Genomic DNA, 18,173 nt, shown 5'->3' with positions numbered 1-18,173 from the left:
TCCCGCTAGTTGCCGAGCTCGTTGTCGATGAAGGCGAACACGTCGTCGGCGGATGCCGACTCGAGCTGTTCGGTGATGTCCTGACCGCCGTCCTCGTCGGTCAGCGTGGCGAGCAGCGCGCGGAGCCGGTCGGCGACCGCGGTCCGCTCCCCGTTCCGCAGGTTCGCCACAGCGGCCTCCAGCTTGTCCACTTCGGACAGAACGCCGCTGGACTCGTTGTCCGCCAAGGCTTCCCGCAGGTGGTCGGCCAGCGCCACCGGATTCGGGTAGTCGTAGATCATGGTCGCCGGCAGTGCCACGCCGGCCGCGGCGGACAGCCGGTTGCGCAGCTCGACCGCGGTCAGCGAGTCGAAGCCGAGATCCTTGAACGCCCGCTCCGGCTCGACCGCCGAGGCGCTCTCGTAGCTGAGCGCGACGGCCACCTGGGCGCCGACGACGTCCAACAGGATTCGCTCCTGCTCGGCCTTGGGCAGCCCGGCGATCCGCTCGGCCAGCGACGGACCGGTGTCCTCCGGCTCCTCCAGCGCGGCCGAGCCCCCGGTGGACTGCGCACGCTGGACGGCGAGCACGCCGTCGACCCAGAACCGCCTGCGCTGGAACGCGTAGGTGGGCAGGTCGATCCGCCGCGCACCGGTGCCGCCGAACACGGCACGCCAGTCGACCTCGACACCGTCAACGTGCAACGTTGCGATCGCCGCCTGCAACGTTGCGATCTCGTCCCGGTCCCGGCGCACCGTTGCGGCGAGCCGCGCCCGGTCCGGGTTGGTCAGGCACTCCTGGGCCATACCGGTGAGCGCGCCGTCCGGGCCCAACTCGAGGAACCGGGTGACGCCGTCGGACTCCAGCACGCTGATGCCGTCGGCGAACCGGACGGCCTGCCGGACGTGCCGCACCCAGTACTCCGGCGAGGCCAGCTCCTCGGCGGTGGCCAGCGCACCCGTCACGTTGGAGACGATCGGGATGCTCGGCGTACCAAGGGAAAGCGATCCCGCGACGGCGCGGAACTCCTCCAGCATCGGCTCCATGCGCGGCGAGTGGAACGCGTGGCTTACCCGCAGCCGCTTGACCTTGCGGTCCAGCTTCTCGAAGTGCTCGGCGATCGCGGCGGCGGCGTCCTCGTCACCGGAGATCACGATCGACTCCGGGCCGTTGATGCCGGCGATGCTGACCCGGTCGGTGAGCAGCGGCGCGACCTCGTCCTCGGTGGCGCGCAGCGAGATCATCGCGCCGCCGGTGGGCAGCGCCTGCATGAGCTTGCCGCGTGCGGACACCAGTGCCGCCGCGTCCGGCAGCGAGAGCACGCCGGACACATGCGCGGCGACCAGCTCGCCGATCGAGTGACCCATCAGGTAATCCGGACGCACACCCCACGACTCGACAAGGCGGTAAAGCGCCACCTCGACGGCGAACAGCGCCGGCTGGGTGTACTCCGTCTGGTGGACGAGATCCTCATCGCTGAAGATCACCTCACGCAGCGGCGTTCCGATGTGCACGTCGAACGCGGCGCACACCTCGTCGAACACCTTGGCGTACAACGGGAACTCGGCGTACAGCTGCTGCCCCATGCCGGCCCGCTGCGCGCCCTGACCGGTGAACAGGAACGCCGTACCGCCCTCGTCCCTGGCAACGCCCTCGACCAGGTTCGACGCCGGCAGCCCCTCGGCCAGCGCGTCCAGCCCGCGGCGCAACGCCTCCTCGTCGGAGCCGAGCACGACCGCCCGGTGCGCCAGCGACGCCCGCGTCGTGGCCAGCGAGTGGCCCACGTCCACCGGATCCTCGCCGTCCACAGTGGACAGCAGGTTGGCCGCCTGCGCGCGCACGGCCTTCGCGCTCTGACCGGACACCAGCCACGGGGTCACCGCCGGGGTGCGCCTCGGCTCGGTGTCCACCGGCTCGTCGGCCGGCGCCTGCTCGATGATCACGTGCGCGTTGGTGCCGCTGATGCCGAACGACGAGATGCCGGCACGACGTGCCCGGCCGGTGTCCGTCCACTCGCGTTGCTCGGTCAGCAGCGCAACGTTGCCGGACTCCCAGTCGACGTGCGGCGTCGCCTCGTCGGCGTGCAACGTTCGCGGCAGCACACCGTGCCGCACCGACTCCACCGTCTTGATCACGCCCGCGATGCCGGCCGCCGCCTGCGCGTGGCCGATGTTGGACTTGATCGAGCCGAGCCACAGCGGCTCGCCGGCGCGATCCTGACCGTAGGTGGCCAGAAGTGCTTGTGCCTCAATGGGATCGCCAAGCGTGGTGCCGGTGCCGTGTGCCTCGATCGCGTCCACGTCCGACGGCACCAGCCCCGCGTTAGCTAGCGCGTCGCGGATCACCCGCTGCTGCGACGGACCGTTCGGAGCGGTGAGCCCGTTGGACGCGCCGTCCTGGTTCACCGCCGACCCGCGCACGATTGCGAGAACGGGGTGCCCGTTGCGACGCGCGTCGGACAACCGCTCCAGGAGCACCATGCCGGCGCCCTCGGACCACGCGGCACCGTCCGCGCCGGCGCCGAACGACTTGCATCGCCCGTCCGGTGCCAGACCCTTCTGCCGGCTGAACGCCACGAACGGCGCGGGCGTCGACATCACCAGAACGCCACCGGCCAGCGCGAGCGAGCACTCGCCGTTGCGCAACGACTGTGCGGCCAGGTGCAACGACACGAGCGAGGACGAGCACGCCGTGTCCACGGTCATCGAGGGACCGGTGAGCCCGAGGGTGTAGGACACCCGGCCGGAGATCACCGCGGCCACACTCGCCGTGCCGAGGTAGGCCTCCGACTCCTCCGGCGCGTTGGCCAGCAGGTCCCAGTAGTCCTGGCCGCCGGAACCGGCGAACACCCCGACCTGTTGTCCGGCAAGGGAACTCGGGTCGATTCCGGCCCGCTCGACGGCCTCCCAGGAGGTCTCCAGCATGAGCCGCTGCTGCGGATCCATGGCCAGCGCCTCGCGCGGCGAGATACCGAAGAACGCCGGGTCGAACTCGTCGGCGTCGTGCACGAACCCGCCGTGCCGCACGTAGCAGGTGCCGGGCTTGTCCGGGTCGTCGTCCAGCAGGGTCTCCAGGTCCCAGCCGCGATCGGCTGGGAACTCGGAGATCGCGTCGACGCCGCCCGCGACCAGGTTCCACAGGTCCTCCGGCGAACGCACGCCGCCCGGGTACCGGCACGCCATGCCGACGATCGCGATCGGGTCGTCGTCCACAGTGGACGCAACGGTGCTCGCCTCGACCGGCGCGTCGGAGCCGTCCACCAACTCGTCGAGCAGGTAGCGGGCCATGGCCTTCGGCGTCGGGTAGTCGAACACCATGGTCGCCGGCAGCCGCAGCTCGGTCGCCTCGGTGAGTCCGTTGCGCAGGTCCACCGAGGTCACCGAGTCGAACCCGAGGTCCTTGAACGGCCGGCTCGGGTCGACCGCACTCGCACCCTCGTAGCCGAGCACCATCGCGACCCTGGTGCGCACGATGTCCAGCAGCACCCGCTCGCGCTCCGCCTCCTGGAGGCCGGAAAGCCGTGCCACCAAAGCGGATTCGCCAGCACTGTCCTGTGCCGACTCGGCCGCCTCGGGCAGCGCGTCCAGCAGCGGACGGCGGCGCGCGAAGGTGAACGTCGGCGCGAAGCGCGCCCATTCGATGTCGGCGACCACCAGGTGGCTCTCGCCGGCGTCCAGTGCCTGGCCGAGCGCGGTGATCGCGAGCCTCGGGTCCATGGCCGGCACGCCGGAGCGACGCAGCTCGGCGTCCATGGCCGCATCGACCATGCCGCCGCCACCCCAGGTGCTCCACGCGACCGAGGTCGCGGCGAGCCCGCGGGCGCGGCGGGCGTGTGCCAGCCCGTCGAGGTACGCGTTGGCCCCGCCGTACGCGGCCTGTGCCACCGCACCCCACACCGCCGCACCCGAGGAGAACAGCACGAACGCGTCCAGCGGCGTGTCGCCCAGCAACTCGTCCAGGTTGCGCGCGCCGTCGATCTTGGCCCGGCCGCGCTCGGCGTACTCCTCGACGGTGAGGTCGGTCAGGGCGGCGTCGGCGTGCATCACACCGGCCGCGTGGAACACGGCGTTCGGCGGGTGCTCGGCGAGCAACGTTGCGATCGCGTCCCGGTCGGCGACATCACATGCCACGACGGTGACCCGGGTGTCCAGCTCCTCGACCAGTTCGGCCACACCCGGCGCGTCGGCGCCCCTGCGCGAGGTGAGCACCAGGTGCTCGGCGCCGTTGTCGGCCAGCCAGCGCGCCACGTGCGAGCCGACCCCGCCGGTGCCACCGGTGACCAGCACCGTCCCTTGTGGACTCCAGCGCCGCTTCGGGAGCGCGCCGGCCAGCGGAGCGCGCTCCAGGCGGCGGCCGTACACGCCGGCCTCCCGAATCGCGACCTGGTCGTCCACGTTCGAGGCGAGCACGTCGGCCAGCCGAGCGGCGGTCGACGAGTCCACTGTGGACACGTCGATGAGACCGCCCCAGGTGTCCGGCTGGTCGATCGCCAGCACGGTGCCCAGGCCCCAGATCGGGGACTGCTCGGCGTCGACGGTCTCGCCGGCGACCGCCACGGCGTCGCGCGTGGCCAGCCACAGCGGCGCGGTGACACCGGTGTCGGCGAGCGCCTGGGCGAGCACCACGGCGGTCAGATAGTCGTTGCCCGGCAGGGAAAGCACGCCAGCCGGCGAGTCAACGGCGGCGATCCGCTCGGCCAGCGCGGCCCGGTCCAGGCCGGCCTCGATCGCCACCACGGTGACGCCCCGCTCGGCCAGTGTCTCGGCGATCACCTGATCGTCACCGATGACGATCCAGGTACCGGAGAGCTGACCGCCGCGCGGGGCGACCGGACGCCAGGTGACCTTGTAGCGCCAGGAGTCCACAGTGGACTCGTCGCGCCGGCGCCGCCGCCACGCGGACAACGCCGGCACCACGCCGTCCAGCTCGTCCGGGCGCACCCGCAGGCTGGCCGCGAGGCCGTCCAGGTCCTGCTGCTCAACAGCGTCCCAGAACGCGGTGTCGGCCGGATCCTCTTGTGCGGCAACCGAAGTCTGCGACGACGCGTCGGCCCAGTAGTGGGTGCGCTGGAACGCGTAGGTCGGCAGGTCGATCCGCCGCGCGCCGCTGCCGGCGAACACCGACGGCCAGTCCACCCGCACGCCGCTGACGTGTGCCTGCGCGATCGCCGCGATCAGCGCCTGCTGCTCCGGCCGGTCCCGCCGGACTGCCGGGATCACCACCGCGGTGTCCTCGTCGAGGCACTCGCGAGCCATGCTGGTGAGCACACCGTCCGGGCCAAGCTCCAGGTATCGGGTGACACCCTCGGCGGCCAACGTGCGCACGCCGTCGTGGAACCGCACGGCCTGCCGCACGTGCCGCGCCCAGTAGTCGGGGCTCGCCAACTCCTCGGGAGTGGCCAGCACACCGGTCACGTTGGACACGATCGGGATCTGCGGTGCACCGAAGGAGACCTCGCGTGCGACGTCGCGGAACTCCTCGAGCATCGGCTCCATGCGCGGCGAGTGGAACGCGTTGCTCACCCGCAGCCGCTTGACCTTGCGGCCCAGCTTCTCGAAGTGCTCGCCGACGGCGGCGGCCGCGTCCTCGTCACCGGACACGACCAGCGACCGCGGCCCGTTGATGCCCGCGATGCCCACCCGGTCGGTGAGCAGCGGCGTGACCTCGTCCTCGCTGGCCTGCACGGCGATCATCGCGCCACCGGTCGGCAGCGACTGCATCAACCGGCCGCGGGTGGTCACCAGCTTCGCCGCGTCGGCGAGGGTGAGCACGCCGGAGACGTGGGCGGCCGCCAGTTCGCCGATCGAGTGACCCATCACGTAGTCCGGACGGATGCCCCACGACTCGACAAGGCGGAACAGCGCCACCTCCACGGCGAACAGCGCCGCCTGGGTGTAGGCCGTCTGGTGCACGAGTTCGTCGTCGATGACCTCGGCCAGCGGACGGTCCAGGTGCTCGTCGAACGCGGCACAGATCTCCTCGAACGCGGTCGCGTAGGCGGGGAACGCCGTGCTCAGCTCGCGTCCCATACCGGCGCGCTGCGCGCCCTGGCCGGTGAACAGGAACGCGGTCAGGCCTTCGTCCGTCCGTCCACTGAGGACACCAGGTGCCGCGTCACCGGCGGCCAGCGCGGCCAGCCCGCGTGCGGCCGAGTCCGCGTCGGTGGCCAGCACGGCCGCCCGGTACTCCAGTGCCGATCGCGTTGTGGCCAGCGAGAAGCCCAGGTCGGCGAGGTCGGCGTGGGTAGTCGATTCGAGCTGCTTCGCCTGTGCGGCAAGGCCTTGCGCGTCCCGCGCGGACACCAGCAGCGGCACCGGCACGTCCTGCGGCCAGGCGCCCTCGGCCGGCTCCCCGGCCGGCTCCGGCTGCTCGATGATCACGTGCGCGTTGGTGCCACTGAGCCCGAACGAGGACACCGCGGCGCGACGTGGCCGGTCACGCTCCGGCCATGCCTGCTCCTCGGTCAGCAGCGCAACGTTGCCGGCGGACCAGTCGACGTGCGGCGACGGCTCGTCGGCGTGCAACGTCTTCGGCAGCAGGCCGTTGCGCAACGCCATCGCGACCTTGATGACACCGGCGACACCGGCCGCCGACTGCGGGTGACCGATGTTGGACTTGATCGAGCCGAGCCACAGCGGCTCGTCCCGGTCCTGCCCGTAGGTGGCCAGAAGTGCTTGTGCCTCAATGGGATCGCCGAGCGAGGTGCCGGTGCCGTGCGCCTCGACCGCGTCCACGTCGGACGGTTCGAGGCCGGCGTCGGTGAGCGCCGCGCGGATGACCCGCCGTTGCGACGGGCCGTTCGGTGCGGTGAGCCCGTTGGACGCGCCGTCCTGATTCACCGCCGTGCCGCGCACAATTGCGAAAATGGGGTGGCCGTTGCGCTTCGCGTCGGACAACCGCTCCAGCACCAGCATGCCGGCGCCCTCGGACCAGCCGGCGCCGTCCGCGCCGGCGCCGAACGCCTTGCACCGTCCGTCCGGAGCGAGCCCACGCTGCGCGCTGAACTCCACGAAGATGTCCGGCGTGGACATCACGGCCACACCGCCGGCCAGTGCCAGCGTGCACTCCCCCGATCGCAATGACCGCACCGCGAGGTGCATCGCGACCAGCGACGAGGAGCACGCGGTGTCGACGGTGACCGCCGGGCCCTCCAGCCCGAAGCTGTACGCCACCCGGCCGGAGACGAGACTGCCGGACGGGCTGTTGCCCTCGTACTCGTGGTACATCAGGCCGGCGAACACACCGGTCGGCGAACCCTTCACGGTCGCCGGGTCGATACCGGCGCGCTCGAACGCCTCCCACGAGACCTCCAGCAGCAGCCGCTGCTGCGGGTCGGTGAGCTGCGCCTCGCGCGGGCTGATCCCGAAGAACCCGGCGTCGAACTCCCCGGCCCCGTCGAGGAAACCGCCGCGCCGGGTGTAGGTCTTGCCCTCCTGGTCCGGCTCCGGGTCGAAGATCCGGTCGGTGTCCCAGCCGCGGTCGGACGGGAAGTCCGAGATCGCGTCCACGCCGTTCGCGACGAGGTCCCACAGGTCCTCCGGCGTGGTCACCCCACCCGGGTACCGGCAGCCCATTCCGACGATCGCGATCGGCTCGCGGTCACGTTCTTCCACCTCGCGCAGCCGCCGCCTGGTCTGCTGCAGGTCGGCGGTCGCACGCTTCAGGTAGTCGCGGAGTTTGTCGTCATTCGCCATCGGTGCTACCAACCTCGCGGCCGTCGGGACTTGTGATCATGAGGTGCCCAGCTCGCTGTCCAACATGCTGAACAGCTCGTCGTCGGTGGCGTCGTCGAGATCCGCCTCGTCGGCGCCGTCGTTGCCCTGGGTTTCCTGGTCTCGCCACCTGCGCAGCAGTGCCTCCAGCCGCGCGGTGACCCTGGCGTGATCGCCGTTGAGGTCGGTCGCGGCGGCCAGCGCGGACTCCAGCCGGTCCACCTCGGCGAGCACCGGCTGCGCCGGATCTCCTTGGCGTGGCTGGATTTCCTCCTTGAGGAACGCCGCGACGGCGGCGCTGGTCGGGTTGTCGAACACCAGCGTCGCGGGCAGCCGCATACCGGTCGCCGCGTTGAGCAGGTTGCGCAGCTCGACGGAGGCCAGCGAGTCGAAGCCCATCTCGCTGAACGCCTTGCCCGGCTCGACCGCCTCCGGTCCGGCGTAGCCGAGCACCGTCGCCACGTTGGTGCGCACGGTGTCCAGCAACAGCCGGTCCTGCTCCACGGTGGACAGTCCGTCCAGCCGCTCGGCCAGCGTGCGATCGGTGCCGCCGCCGGCCGTCGCAACGTTGCGACGGGCGGTGGTGCGAACCAGGCCGCGCAACGTTGCGGGCACACCATCGGCCCGCGATCGCAACGTTGCGATGTCCAGCTTGACCGGCACCAGCACCGGCTCGTCGGAGCGCAACGCGTCGTCCAGCATGGCCAGCGAATCCTGCGTGGACATCGCCGGCATGCCCTGACGGGCCAGCCGCTGCAGGTCCACGTCGGCCAGGTCGGCGCCCATGCCGGCGTCACCGCCCCAGAGTCCCCAGGCCAGCGAGGTCGCCGGCAGCCCGAGCGCCTTGCGGTGGCGGGCAAGGGAATCCAGGAACACGTTGGCCGCCGCGTAGTTCGCCTGACCGGCCGCGGCGAGCACCGTGGCGGAGGAGGAGAACAGCACGAACGCGTCCAGGTTCTCGGTCAGCTCGTGCAGGTGCCACGCCGCGTCCACCTTGGGCCGCAGCACCCGCTCGACCTGCTCGGGGGTGAGCGAGCCGAGCACCGCGTTGTCCGCGACACCGGCGGTGTGCACCACCGCGGTGAGGTCCACGCCGTCCAGCAGTTCGGCGACCGCGTCGCGATCGGAGACGTCGCACGCGGCGATCGTCACGGTGGCACCGGCCTCGGTCAGCTCGTCGCGCAACTCGGCCGCACCCGGTGCGTCCGCACCACGGCGCGAGGTGAGCAGCAGGTGCTTGACGCCGTGCTCGGCGACCAGGTGCCGGGCGACGATGCCGCCAAGCCCACCGGTTCCGCCGGTGATCAGCACGGTCCGCTCCGGGTCCACCGGGCTGTCCACCGCGGACTGTGGTGCGCGGGCCAGGCGTGGCACCCGGACCTTGCCGTCGCGGATCGACACCTCGGGCTCGTCGGCGGCCAGCGCCGCCGGGACCTGATCGACGTCGTCGGTGTCCACCAGCACGATGCGCCCTGGCTGTTCGGCCTGAGCCGCCCGCACCAGGCCGGCCACCGGTGCGGCGGCGAGGTCCTCACCGTCGTACAGCACGGCCAGCCGCGCGTCCTCGGGCTGCTCGCCGGCGAGCCACTTACGCAGTGCGGCAAGGGTTTCCGTGACCACCGTGTGCACCGACCCCGGCAGCTCGCCGGCGGCCGGACCGACGCGGTGGACCTCGGCCGGCGCTTCTCCGCCGGCCGGCGCGTCCGTCCACTCGAGACGGTAGAGCGGGTCGCGGGCGGCCAGTTGCTCGGCGGTCACCGCGCGGGCGACCAGCGAGCGGATCGTGGCCACCGGAGCACCGGTGGCGTCGGCGACCGTGATCGCGGTGGCACCGTCGTCCCCGAGCGGCGTGTGCCGCACCCGGATCGTGGCAGCACCCGTCGCGTGCAACGTCACGCCGGTCCACGCGAACGGCAGCCGGGTGCCACCCGCGGCGGCCGCCGCCTCCTCGTCCAGCAGGTCGGCGTGCATGGCCGCGTCCAGCAGCGCCGGGTGCAGGCCGAACTTCGCCGCGTCGGCCACCGCCTCGTCCGGCAGCGCGACCTCGGCGAACACCTCGCCGTCCTTGCGCCACGCGGCACGAAGACCCTGGAACGTCGGCCCGTAGCCGTAACCCTGGTCGGCCAGTCGGTCGTAGGCGCCGTCGGTGTCGATCGGCTCGGCACCCGGCGGCGGCCACGCGGTCAGGTCGGCCGGCTCCTCGACCGCCTCGGTGAGCACGCCGGCCCCGTGCGTGATCCACTCGGTAGCACCGTCCATCTGGGACTGGATCTCCACCGTCCGGTCGCCCGACTCCTGCCGCGACCCGACCACGACCCGCACGGCGAGCCCGCCCTGCTCCGGCACGATCAGCGGCGCGGACAGGGTCAACTCCTCCAGCGTGGCCGCGCCGACCTGGTCACCGGCGTGCACCGCCAGCTCGACCAACCCGGTGCCCGGCACCAGCACGGTGCCCCGCACGCGGTGGTCGCCGAGCCACGGGTGAGTGCGCAGCGATAGCCGCCCGGTGAGCAGCACACCGTCGCCGTCCGGCAGCCCGACGATCGCCTTGAGCAGCGGGTGACCCGCGTCGGTCAGTCCGAAGTGGACGGCGTCACCGGTCGGCGAACCGGCGTCCAGCCAGTACCGCGAGTGCTGGAACGCGTAGGTGGGCAGCTCGACCCGCCGCGCGCCCGAATCGGCGTAGAACCGTCGCCAGTCGACGGAGACACCACGTGTGTTCAGGTACGCCAGCGCGGTCAGCACCTCGACCTCCTCGTCCCGGTCGCGGCGCAGGGCGGACGCGAAGGCCAGCCCGGCCGGATCGTCGATGTCGATCGACTCCTGCGCCATCGCGGTGAGCACGGCGTCCGGCCCGAACTCGACGAACGTGGTGACACCGGCGTCGTGCAGCGCGCGGGCGGCGTCGGCGAACCGCACGGCGGCCCGCACCTGGTTCACCCAGTACTCCGGGTCGCGCAACTCGTCCGCACTCGCCAGCGCACCGGTGACCGTGGAGACGATCGGGATGCGCGGCTCGTGGTAGGTCAGCGTGGCCGCGACCGCACGGAACTCGTCCAGCATCGGCTCCATCAGCGGCGAGTGGAACGCGTGCGACACGGTGAGCCGCTTCGTCTTGCGCCCCAACGCCTTCACCTGCTCGGCGACCACCAGCGCGGCGGCCTCCTCACCGGAGATCACCACGGACGTCGGGCCGTTCACCGCCGCGATGCTCACACCGTCGATGAGCAGCGGCGCGACCTCGTCCTCGGTCGCCTGGACGGCGATCATCGCGCCACCCTCGGGCAGCGCCTGCATCAGCCGTCCGCGTGCCGCCACCAGGGTGGTCGCGTCGTCCAGGGTGAGCACGCCGGCCACGTGTGCCGCCGCCAACTCCCCGATCGAGTGACCGGCCAGCAGGTCCGGCGTGATGCCCCACGACTCGTACAGCCGGTAGAGCGCCACCTCGACGGCGAACAACGCCGGCTGGGTGTAGCCGGTCTGGTCGAGGCGCTTCTTCGCGCCCCGCTTGCCGCGCCACACCACCTCGCGCAGCGGGCGGTCCAGGTGCTTGTCGATCCGCTCGCACACGGCGTCGAACGCCTCGGCGTACGCCGGGAACCGTTGGTACAGCGCGGATCCCATGTCGATGCGCTGTGCGCCCTGGCCGGTGAACAGGGCCGCGAGCCGGCCGTCGGAGACCGTGCCGCGCACGATCCCGGGCGCCGTGCGTCCCTCGGCCAGCGCCTCCAACGCGGTGGCCAGCTCGTCGCGGTTCGCGGCGACGACGGCCGCGCGGTGCTCCAACGCGGCCCGGGTGGTCGCGGTCGAGTAGCCGATGTCCAGCGGCTCGGCGTCCACAGTGGACAGACGGGCGGCCTGTCCGGCGATCGCGTCGGTCGTCCTGGCGGACAGCACCACCGGCACCGGGCCGGCCGTACGTCCGTCCGGGCGTCCATCCACTTCGGACACCGGCTCGGGGTCGGCCTGCTCGATGATCACGTGTGCGTTGGTGCCGGAAATACCAAAGCTGGACACCGCGGCCCGGCGCGGCCGGTCCAGCGCCGGCCACTCGCGGGACTCGGCCAGCAGCTCGACAGCGCCCTCGGTCCAGTCGATCTTGGACGACGGCTGGTCCACGTGCAGCGTGCTCGGCAGCGTGCCGTGCCGGATCGCCTGAACCATCTTGATGATTCCCGCGACACCTGCGGCGGCCTGCGTGTGGCCGATGTTGGACTTGATCGAGCCGAGCCACAGCGGATCGCCGGAGCGAGTCTGGCCGTAGGTGGCCAGCAGCGCCTGCGCCTCGATCGGGTCGCCGAGGGCGGTGCCGGTGCCGTGCGCCTCGACCGCGTCCACATCGGCGGTCGTGAGGCCGGCGGTGGCGAGCGCGTCCTGGATCACCCGCTGTTGCGATGGGCCGTTGGGCGCGGTCAGACCGTTGCTCGCACCGTCCTGGTTTGTCGCACTGCCGCGCACTATTGCGAGAACGGGGTGTCCGTTGCGACGCGCGTCGGACAGCCGCTCGACCACGAGCATGCCGACGCCCTCGCCCCAGCCGGTGCCGTCCGCCTCGTCGGAGAACGACCTGCACCGGCCGTCCGAGGAGAGCCCGCGCTGCCGCGAGAAGTCCACGAACGTGTCCACAGTGGACATCACGGTGACACCGCCGGCCAGCGCCATGGTGCACTCGCCACGGCGCAACGCCGAGATCGCCCAGTGCAACGCGACCAGCGACGACGAGCACGCCGTGTCCACCGTGACGGCCGGGCCCTCAAGGCCGAGCGCGTAGGCGACCCGGCCGGACACGACCGAGCCGAGGCTGCCGTTGCCGATGTAGCCGGCGACCTCCTCGGGGATGCTGGTCAGCCGTGCGCCGTAGTCGTGGTACATCACGCCGGCGAACACGCCCGTGCGGCTGCCGCGCACCGTGTGCGGGTCGATGCCCGCGCGCTCGAACGCCTCCCAGGACGTCTCCAGCAACAGCCGCTGCTGCGGGTCCATACCCTGCGCCTCACGCGGGCTGATCCCGAAGAACTCGGCGTCGAATTCCGTCGCGTCGTACAGGAATCCGCCCTCGCGGGTGGAGCTCTTGCCCTCCCGGTCGGGGTCCACGTCGTACATGCCCTCGATGTCCCAGCCGCGGTCGGTCGGGAACGGGCCGATCCCGTCGCGGCCGTCCGCGACGAGCCGCCACAGGTCGTCAGGGTTGGACACGCCGCCCGGGTACCGGCAGGCCATGCCCACGATCGCGATCGGCTCGTCGTCCGAGGCGGCCACGGTCGTCGTGCGCGTGGCGGTCACTCCGCCGAACAGCTCGGTGCCGATGTGCTCGGCCAGTGAAACCGTTGTGGGGTAGTCGAAAACCAGCGTCGCCGGCAGCCGGAGGCCGGTCGCGGCGTTCAGCCGGTTGCGCAGCTCCACCGCGGCCAGCGAGTCGAAGCCCAGCTCGGAGAACGCGCGCGACGGTTCCACCGCGTCGCCGGAGGCGTGTCCGAGTACGGCGGCCACGTGCGTGCGCACCAGGTTCAGCAGCTCGCGCTCGTCCAGGCGGGACGTGTCACCGGCGACCACGGCCGCCGCCGCGGCACGCCGTGCCGGCACGCGCACCAGCCCGCGCAGCACGGACGGCAACGCGCTTCCCTTGGTGCGCAACGCGTTCAGGTCCAGTGGCAGTGGCAGCAGCGCGCCACCGTCCGCGGTCAGCGCGCGGTCGAACAGCGCAAGGCCGTCCTCCTGGGACACCGCGGGCAGACCGTCCCGCGCGGCCCGCAGCAGGTCGGCCTCGGCCAGCGAGCTGCCCATGCCGGCGCCTGCCCACAGGCCCCAGGCCAGCGCGTGCGCCGGCTGTCCGGCGGCCCGCCGGTGCTCGGCGAGCGCGTCCAGGAACCCGTTCGCCGCCGCGTAGTTGCCCTGACCCGCACCACCGAACGTACCGGCGACCGAGGAGAACACCACGAACGCGGACAGCTCACCGGCCAGCTCGTGCAAGTGCCACGCCGCGTCCACCTTCGGCCGCAGCACCGTGTCGATGCGCTCGGGTGTGAGTGATGCGATCAGACCGTCGTCGAGGACACCGGCGGTGTGCACAATTGCGTTCACCGGGTGCTCCGAAAGCAACGTTGCGACCGCGTCCCGGTCGGAGACATCGCAGGCAGCGACAATCGCATCGGCACCCAGACCGATCAGCTCATCGCGCAACTCGACCGCACCAGGAGCGTCGAGCCCCCGCCGCGAGGTCAGCACCAAACGTTGAACTCCGTGCACCGCAACGAGATGACGCGCCACCAGCGCACCAAGGCCACCGGTTCCGCCCGTGATCAACACCGTGTCACCGAAGTTCGGCGAACCCGAGGTGGACTGGTCGCGGACCAGACGGGGCGCGAGCACCCGTCCCTCGCGTACGGCCAGCTCCGGCTCGCCGCTCGCGATCGCCGTGGCGAGCAGATCCGCCGGCGCGTCGTCGGAGCTGACCAGGACCAGGCGGTCCGGGTTCTCCGCCTGCGCGGCGCGAACCAGCCCGTGCACGGCGGCGTGCGACAGCTCGCCGTCGCGAGTCACCACGACCAGCCGCGAGTCCTCAGCCGCGTCAGCGGCCAGGAACTCCTGGATCGCCGTGAGCACACCGTTCACGGCCTCCCGCGTGGCGGTGGGCACGCCGTCCCCAGTGGAGTCCACAATGGACTCCACCCTGTGCACCACCGTCTGTGGCACCTCGCCACGCGCAGCGGACACCTCCGTCCACTCGAGACGGTAGAGCGAGTCGTTTCCACCGGAGCGCAACGACTCCGGCGACAGCTCCCGCACGACCAGCGACCGCACCGACGCGACCGGCGCGCCGGCGGCGTCCGCGATGTCGAACCGCACGCCGTCATCGGCCTTGGCCAGCCGCACCCGCAGCGACGACGCGCCAGCCGCGTGCAGGGTCACGCCCGTCCACGCGAACGGCAGCCGCATGCCGTCGCCGTTGGAACCACCGTCCACCAGGTCCAGCGCGTGCAGCACCGCGTCCAGCAGCGCCGGGTGCAGCCCGAACTCCGCCGCGTCGGCGCCATCGGGCAGCGCGACCTCGGCGTACACCTCCTCGCCGTTGCCACGCCCGCCGGCGCCGGAGGCAGGAACTCGCCACGCCGAGCGCAGCCCCTGGAAGACCGGCCCGTAGCCGTAGCCCTCGCCGGCCATCCGCTCGTACAAGCCTTGCAGATCAACGGTTTCCGCACCGGCCGGTGGCCATTCGACCAACTCCGCGCCGGCCGACGTGCCGGTACCGAGCAGACCGGTGGCGTGCGTCGTCCAGATGTCGTCGGTGTCCTCCGGCCGCGAGTGCACCGCGACGGTGCGCCGGCCGGACTCGTCCGCCTCGCCCACGACGACCTGCAGCGCGACCCCGCCGTGCTCGGGCAGCACCAGCGGCGCGGCCAGCGTCAGCTCCTCCAGCTCCGTGCAGCCGACCTGGTCGCCCGCGCGGATCGCCAGCTCGACGAACGCCGTGCCGGGCAACAGGATCGCGCCGGAGATCACGTGGTCGGCGAGCCACGGGTGGGTGCTCACCGACAGCCGGCCGGTCAGCGCCAGCTCGCCGGTGTCCGGCCGGCCGAGCACGCCGCCGAGCAGCGGGTGCTCCGCCGGCGTGAGCCCGAAGCCGGACGCGTCGCCCACGGTGTTGCCCGCGTCGAGCCAGTACCGGTCCCGCTGGAACGCGTAGGTCGGCAGGTCCACCACTTCGGCGCCCCGGCCGGCGAACACCGCGGGCCAGTCGACCGAGACGCCCCGCGTGTGCAACGCGCCGACGCCGGAAGACAACGTTGCGATCTCGTCGAAGTCCTTGCGCTGCAACGGAGTGAACGTTGCGATTCCCTCGACGCAGTCCTGGCCGGCCGCGGTGAGCACGCCGTCCGGTCCGATCTCGGCGAACACCGTGACACCCTCGGACTCCAGCGTGCTGATCGCGTCGCGGAACCGCACCGCCTCGCGCACGTGCCGCACCCAGTACTCCGGGTCGGTCAGTTCGTCGGCCTTGGCCGGCGCACCGGTCAGCGTCGACACGATCGGAATGCTCGGCGCGGTGAACGTCAGTCCGGCCGCGACCTCGCGGAACCCGTCCAGCATCGGCTCCATCAGCGGCGAGTGGAACGCGTGCGACACGGTCAGCCGCTTCGTCTTGCGCCCCAACGAACTCACGTGCTCGACGATCGCCCGCACGGCGGCTTCCTCACCGGAAACGACCACCGAGTTCGGGCCGTTGATCGCGGCGATGCTCACACCGTCGGTCAGCAGCGGCGCGACCTCGTCCTCGGTGGCCTGCACGGCGACCATCGCGCCACCGGCCGGCAACTCCTGCATCAGCCGGCCGCGCGCGGCGACCAGCGCGCACGCGTCGTCCAGCGAGAGCACGCCGGCGACGTGCGCCGCCGCCAGCTCGCCGATCGAGTGCCCGGCCAGGAAGTCCGGCACCACGCCCCACGACTCGACCAGCCGGTACAGCGCCACCTCGACCGCGAACAGCGCCGGCTGGGTGTACCCGGTCTGGCTCAGCGCGGTGTCGTCGTTCCAGATCACGTCCCGCAGCGGGCGATCGAGGTGCTTGTCGATCCGCTCGCACACGTCGTCGAACGCGTCCGCGAACGCCCCGAACGAGTCGTACAACTCCTGGCCCATGCCGAGCCGCTGCGCACCCTGCCCGGTGAACAGGAACGCCAGCTTCGCCTCGTGCACGGTGCCCGTCGTGCCGGTGCCGGCGGCCACCGAACGCAGCCCGGCCACCAGTTCGTCGCGGTCCGCGCCGACCACGACCGCGCGGTGCTCCAGCGCGGCGCGGGCGGTGGCCAGCGAGTAGCCGACGTCCACCGGGCGCTGATCGTCCACAAAGGACGCGAGCCGTTCGGCCTGCGCGACGAGCCCGTCCGCCGTCTTCGCCGACACCAGCCACGGCACCACGTCGGTGTCCACCCGCGGCGCGGGCTCAGTGACCTCCTCGGCCGGCTCGTCCTCCACCGGGGCCTGCTCGATGATCACGTGCGCGTTGGTGCCGCTGATGCCGAACGACGACACGCCGGCACGCCGCGGCGCCTCCCGCTCCGGCCAGTCGATCGTGTCCTGCAACAGCTCGACCGCACCGGCCGTCCAGTCCACCTGGGACGACGGCTGCTCGGCGTGCAGCGTGCGCGGCAGCGTGCCGTGCCGCATGGCGAGCACCATCTTCATCACGCCGGCCACGCCCGCCGCCGCCTGCGTGTGCCCGAGGTTGGACTTGATCGACCCGAGCCACAGCGGGTCCTCGCCGGCGCGCTCTTTCCCGTACGTGGCAAGCAAAGCATGCGCCTCGATCGGGTCGCCCAGCTTCGTGCCGGTACCGTGCGCCTCCACGGCGTCCACATCGGACGGCTGCAGTCCGGAGTTGGCCAGCGCGTCGCGGATGACCCGCTGCTGCGACGGGCCGTTCGGGGCGGTCAGCCCGCTGGACGCGCCGTCGGAGTTGATCGCACTGCCCCGGATGACCGCCAGCACCCGGTGCCCGTTGCGCTGCGCGTCGGACAGCCGCTCCAGCAGCAGCACGGCGGCGCCCTCGCCCCAGCCGGTGCCGTCCGCCTCGTCGGAGAACGCCTTGCACCGTCCGTCCACCGACAGCCCCCGCTGCCGGCTGAACTCGATGAACGTGGCCGGCGTGGACATCACGGTCACGCCGCCGGCCAGCGCCAGCGAGCACTGCTCCTGGCGCAGCGCCTGGACCGCCCAGTGCAGCGACACCAGCGACGAGGAGCACGCGGTGTCGACGGTGACCGCCGGGCCCTCGAGCCCGAGCGTGTAGGCGACCCGGCCGGAGGCGATGCTCGCCGAGCTGCCGTTGTCCAGGTAGCCGTCCAGGTCGTCCGGCACGTCGCGCAGGCGGGTGAAGTGGTCGTGGTACATGAGGCCGGCGAACACGCCGGTCTTGGTGCCGCGCGCGTTGGCCGGGTCGATGCCCGCGCTCTCGAACGCCTCCCACGAGGTCTCCAGCAGCAACCGCTGCTGCGGGTCCATGGCCAGCGCCTCGCGCGGCGAGATGCCGAAGAACGCGGGGTCGAAGTCCATCGCGCCGGAGAGGAACGCGCCGTCGCGCGCGTAGCTCTTGCCAGGCTTGTCCGGGTCCGGGTCGTAGAGGTTCTCCACGTCCCAGCCGCGGTCGGACGGGAACGGGCCGACCGCGTCCCGGCCGTCGGCCAGCAGTTCCCACAGTTCGACGGGATTGCGCACGCCACCGGGGAAACGGCAGCTCATTCCGACGATCGCGATCGGTTCCCGTTCGCGTCGTTCGGCTTCGCGGAGACGTCGGCGAGCTTCGCGTAAATCAGCGGTCGCCCGCTTGAGGTACTCGAGAAGCTTCTCCTCGTTGTCCACAACGTCACCCCAATTGAGCTATTCGAAAAATGCAGGCAGGCGGACCTTGGTTCAGGCTATGAAGTGGGACGGCTCTTCCGTACCCCTAGCACACCCTGTGCCGCCCCAGACTCTTTTCGGCGTTTA

Annotated in this window: 2 protein-coding genes; both read right to left on the bottom strand. The window is 71.9% G+C overall.

Annotation, left to right across the window (positions count from 1 at the left end; genetic code table 11):
* Window positions 1-5 precede the first annotated feature (5 nt).
* The gene (locus EV193_RS26535) at window positions 6-7,673 is read right to left on the bottom strand and encodes a type I polyketide synthase (protein WP_165401517.1); all 7,668 of its coding nucleotides are present in this window, start codon (window positions 7,671-7,673) and stop codon (window positions 6-8) included.
* A 36-nt stretch (window positions 7,674-7,709) separates the two neighbouring features.
* Window positions 7,710-18,047, bottom strand: coding sequence for a type I polyketide synthase (locus EV193_RS26530; RefSeq protein WP_130347653.1), 10,338 nt, complete (start codon window positions 18,045-18,047; stop codon window positions 7,710-7,712).
* Window positions 18,048-18,173 lie beyond the last annotated feature (126 nt).

It is taken from the genome of Herbihabitans rhizosphaerae, assembly GCF_004216555.1.
Lineage (GTDB): Bacteria > Actinomycetota > Actinomycetes > Mycobacteriales > Pseudonocardiaceae > Herbihabitans > Herbihabitans rhizosphaerae.
The sequence above is the reverse complement of the archived record's forward strand: the minus strand, read 5'-3'. Positions and strand labels throughout refer to the sequence as shown.

Excerpts from the sequence above, each read along its gene's own strand:
- EV193_RS26535 (WP_165401517.1), bottom strand. The coding sequence starts at position 7,673 with ATGGCGAATGACGACAAACTCCGCGACTACCTGAAGCGTGCGACCGCC.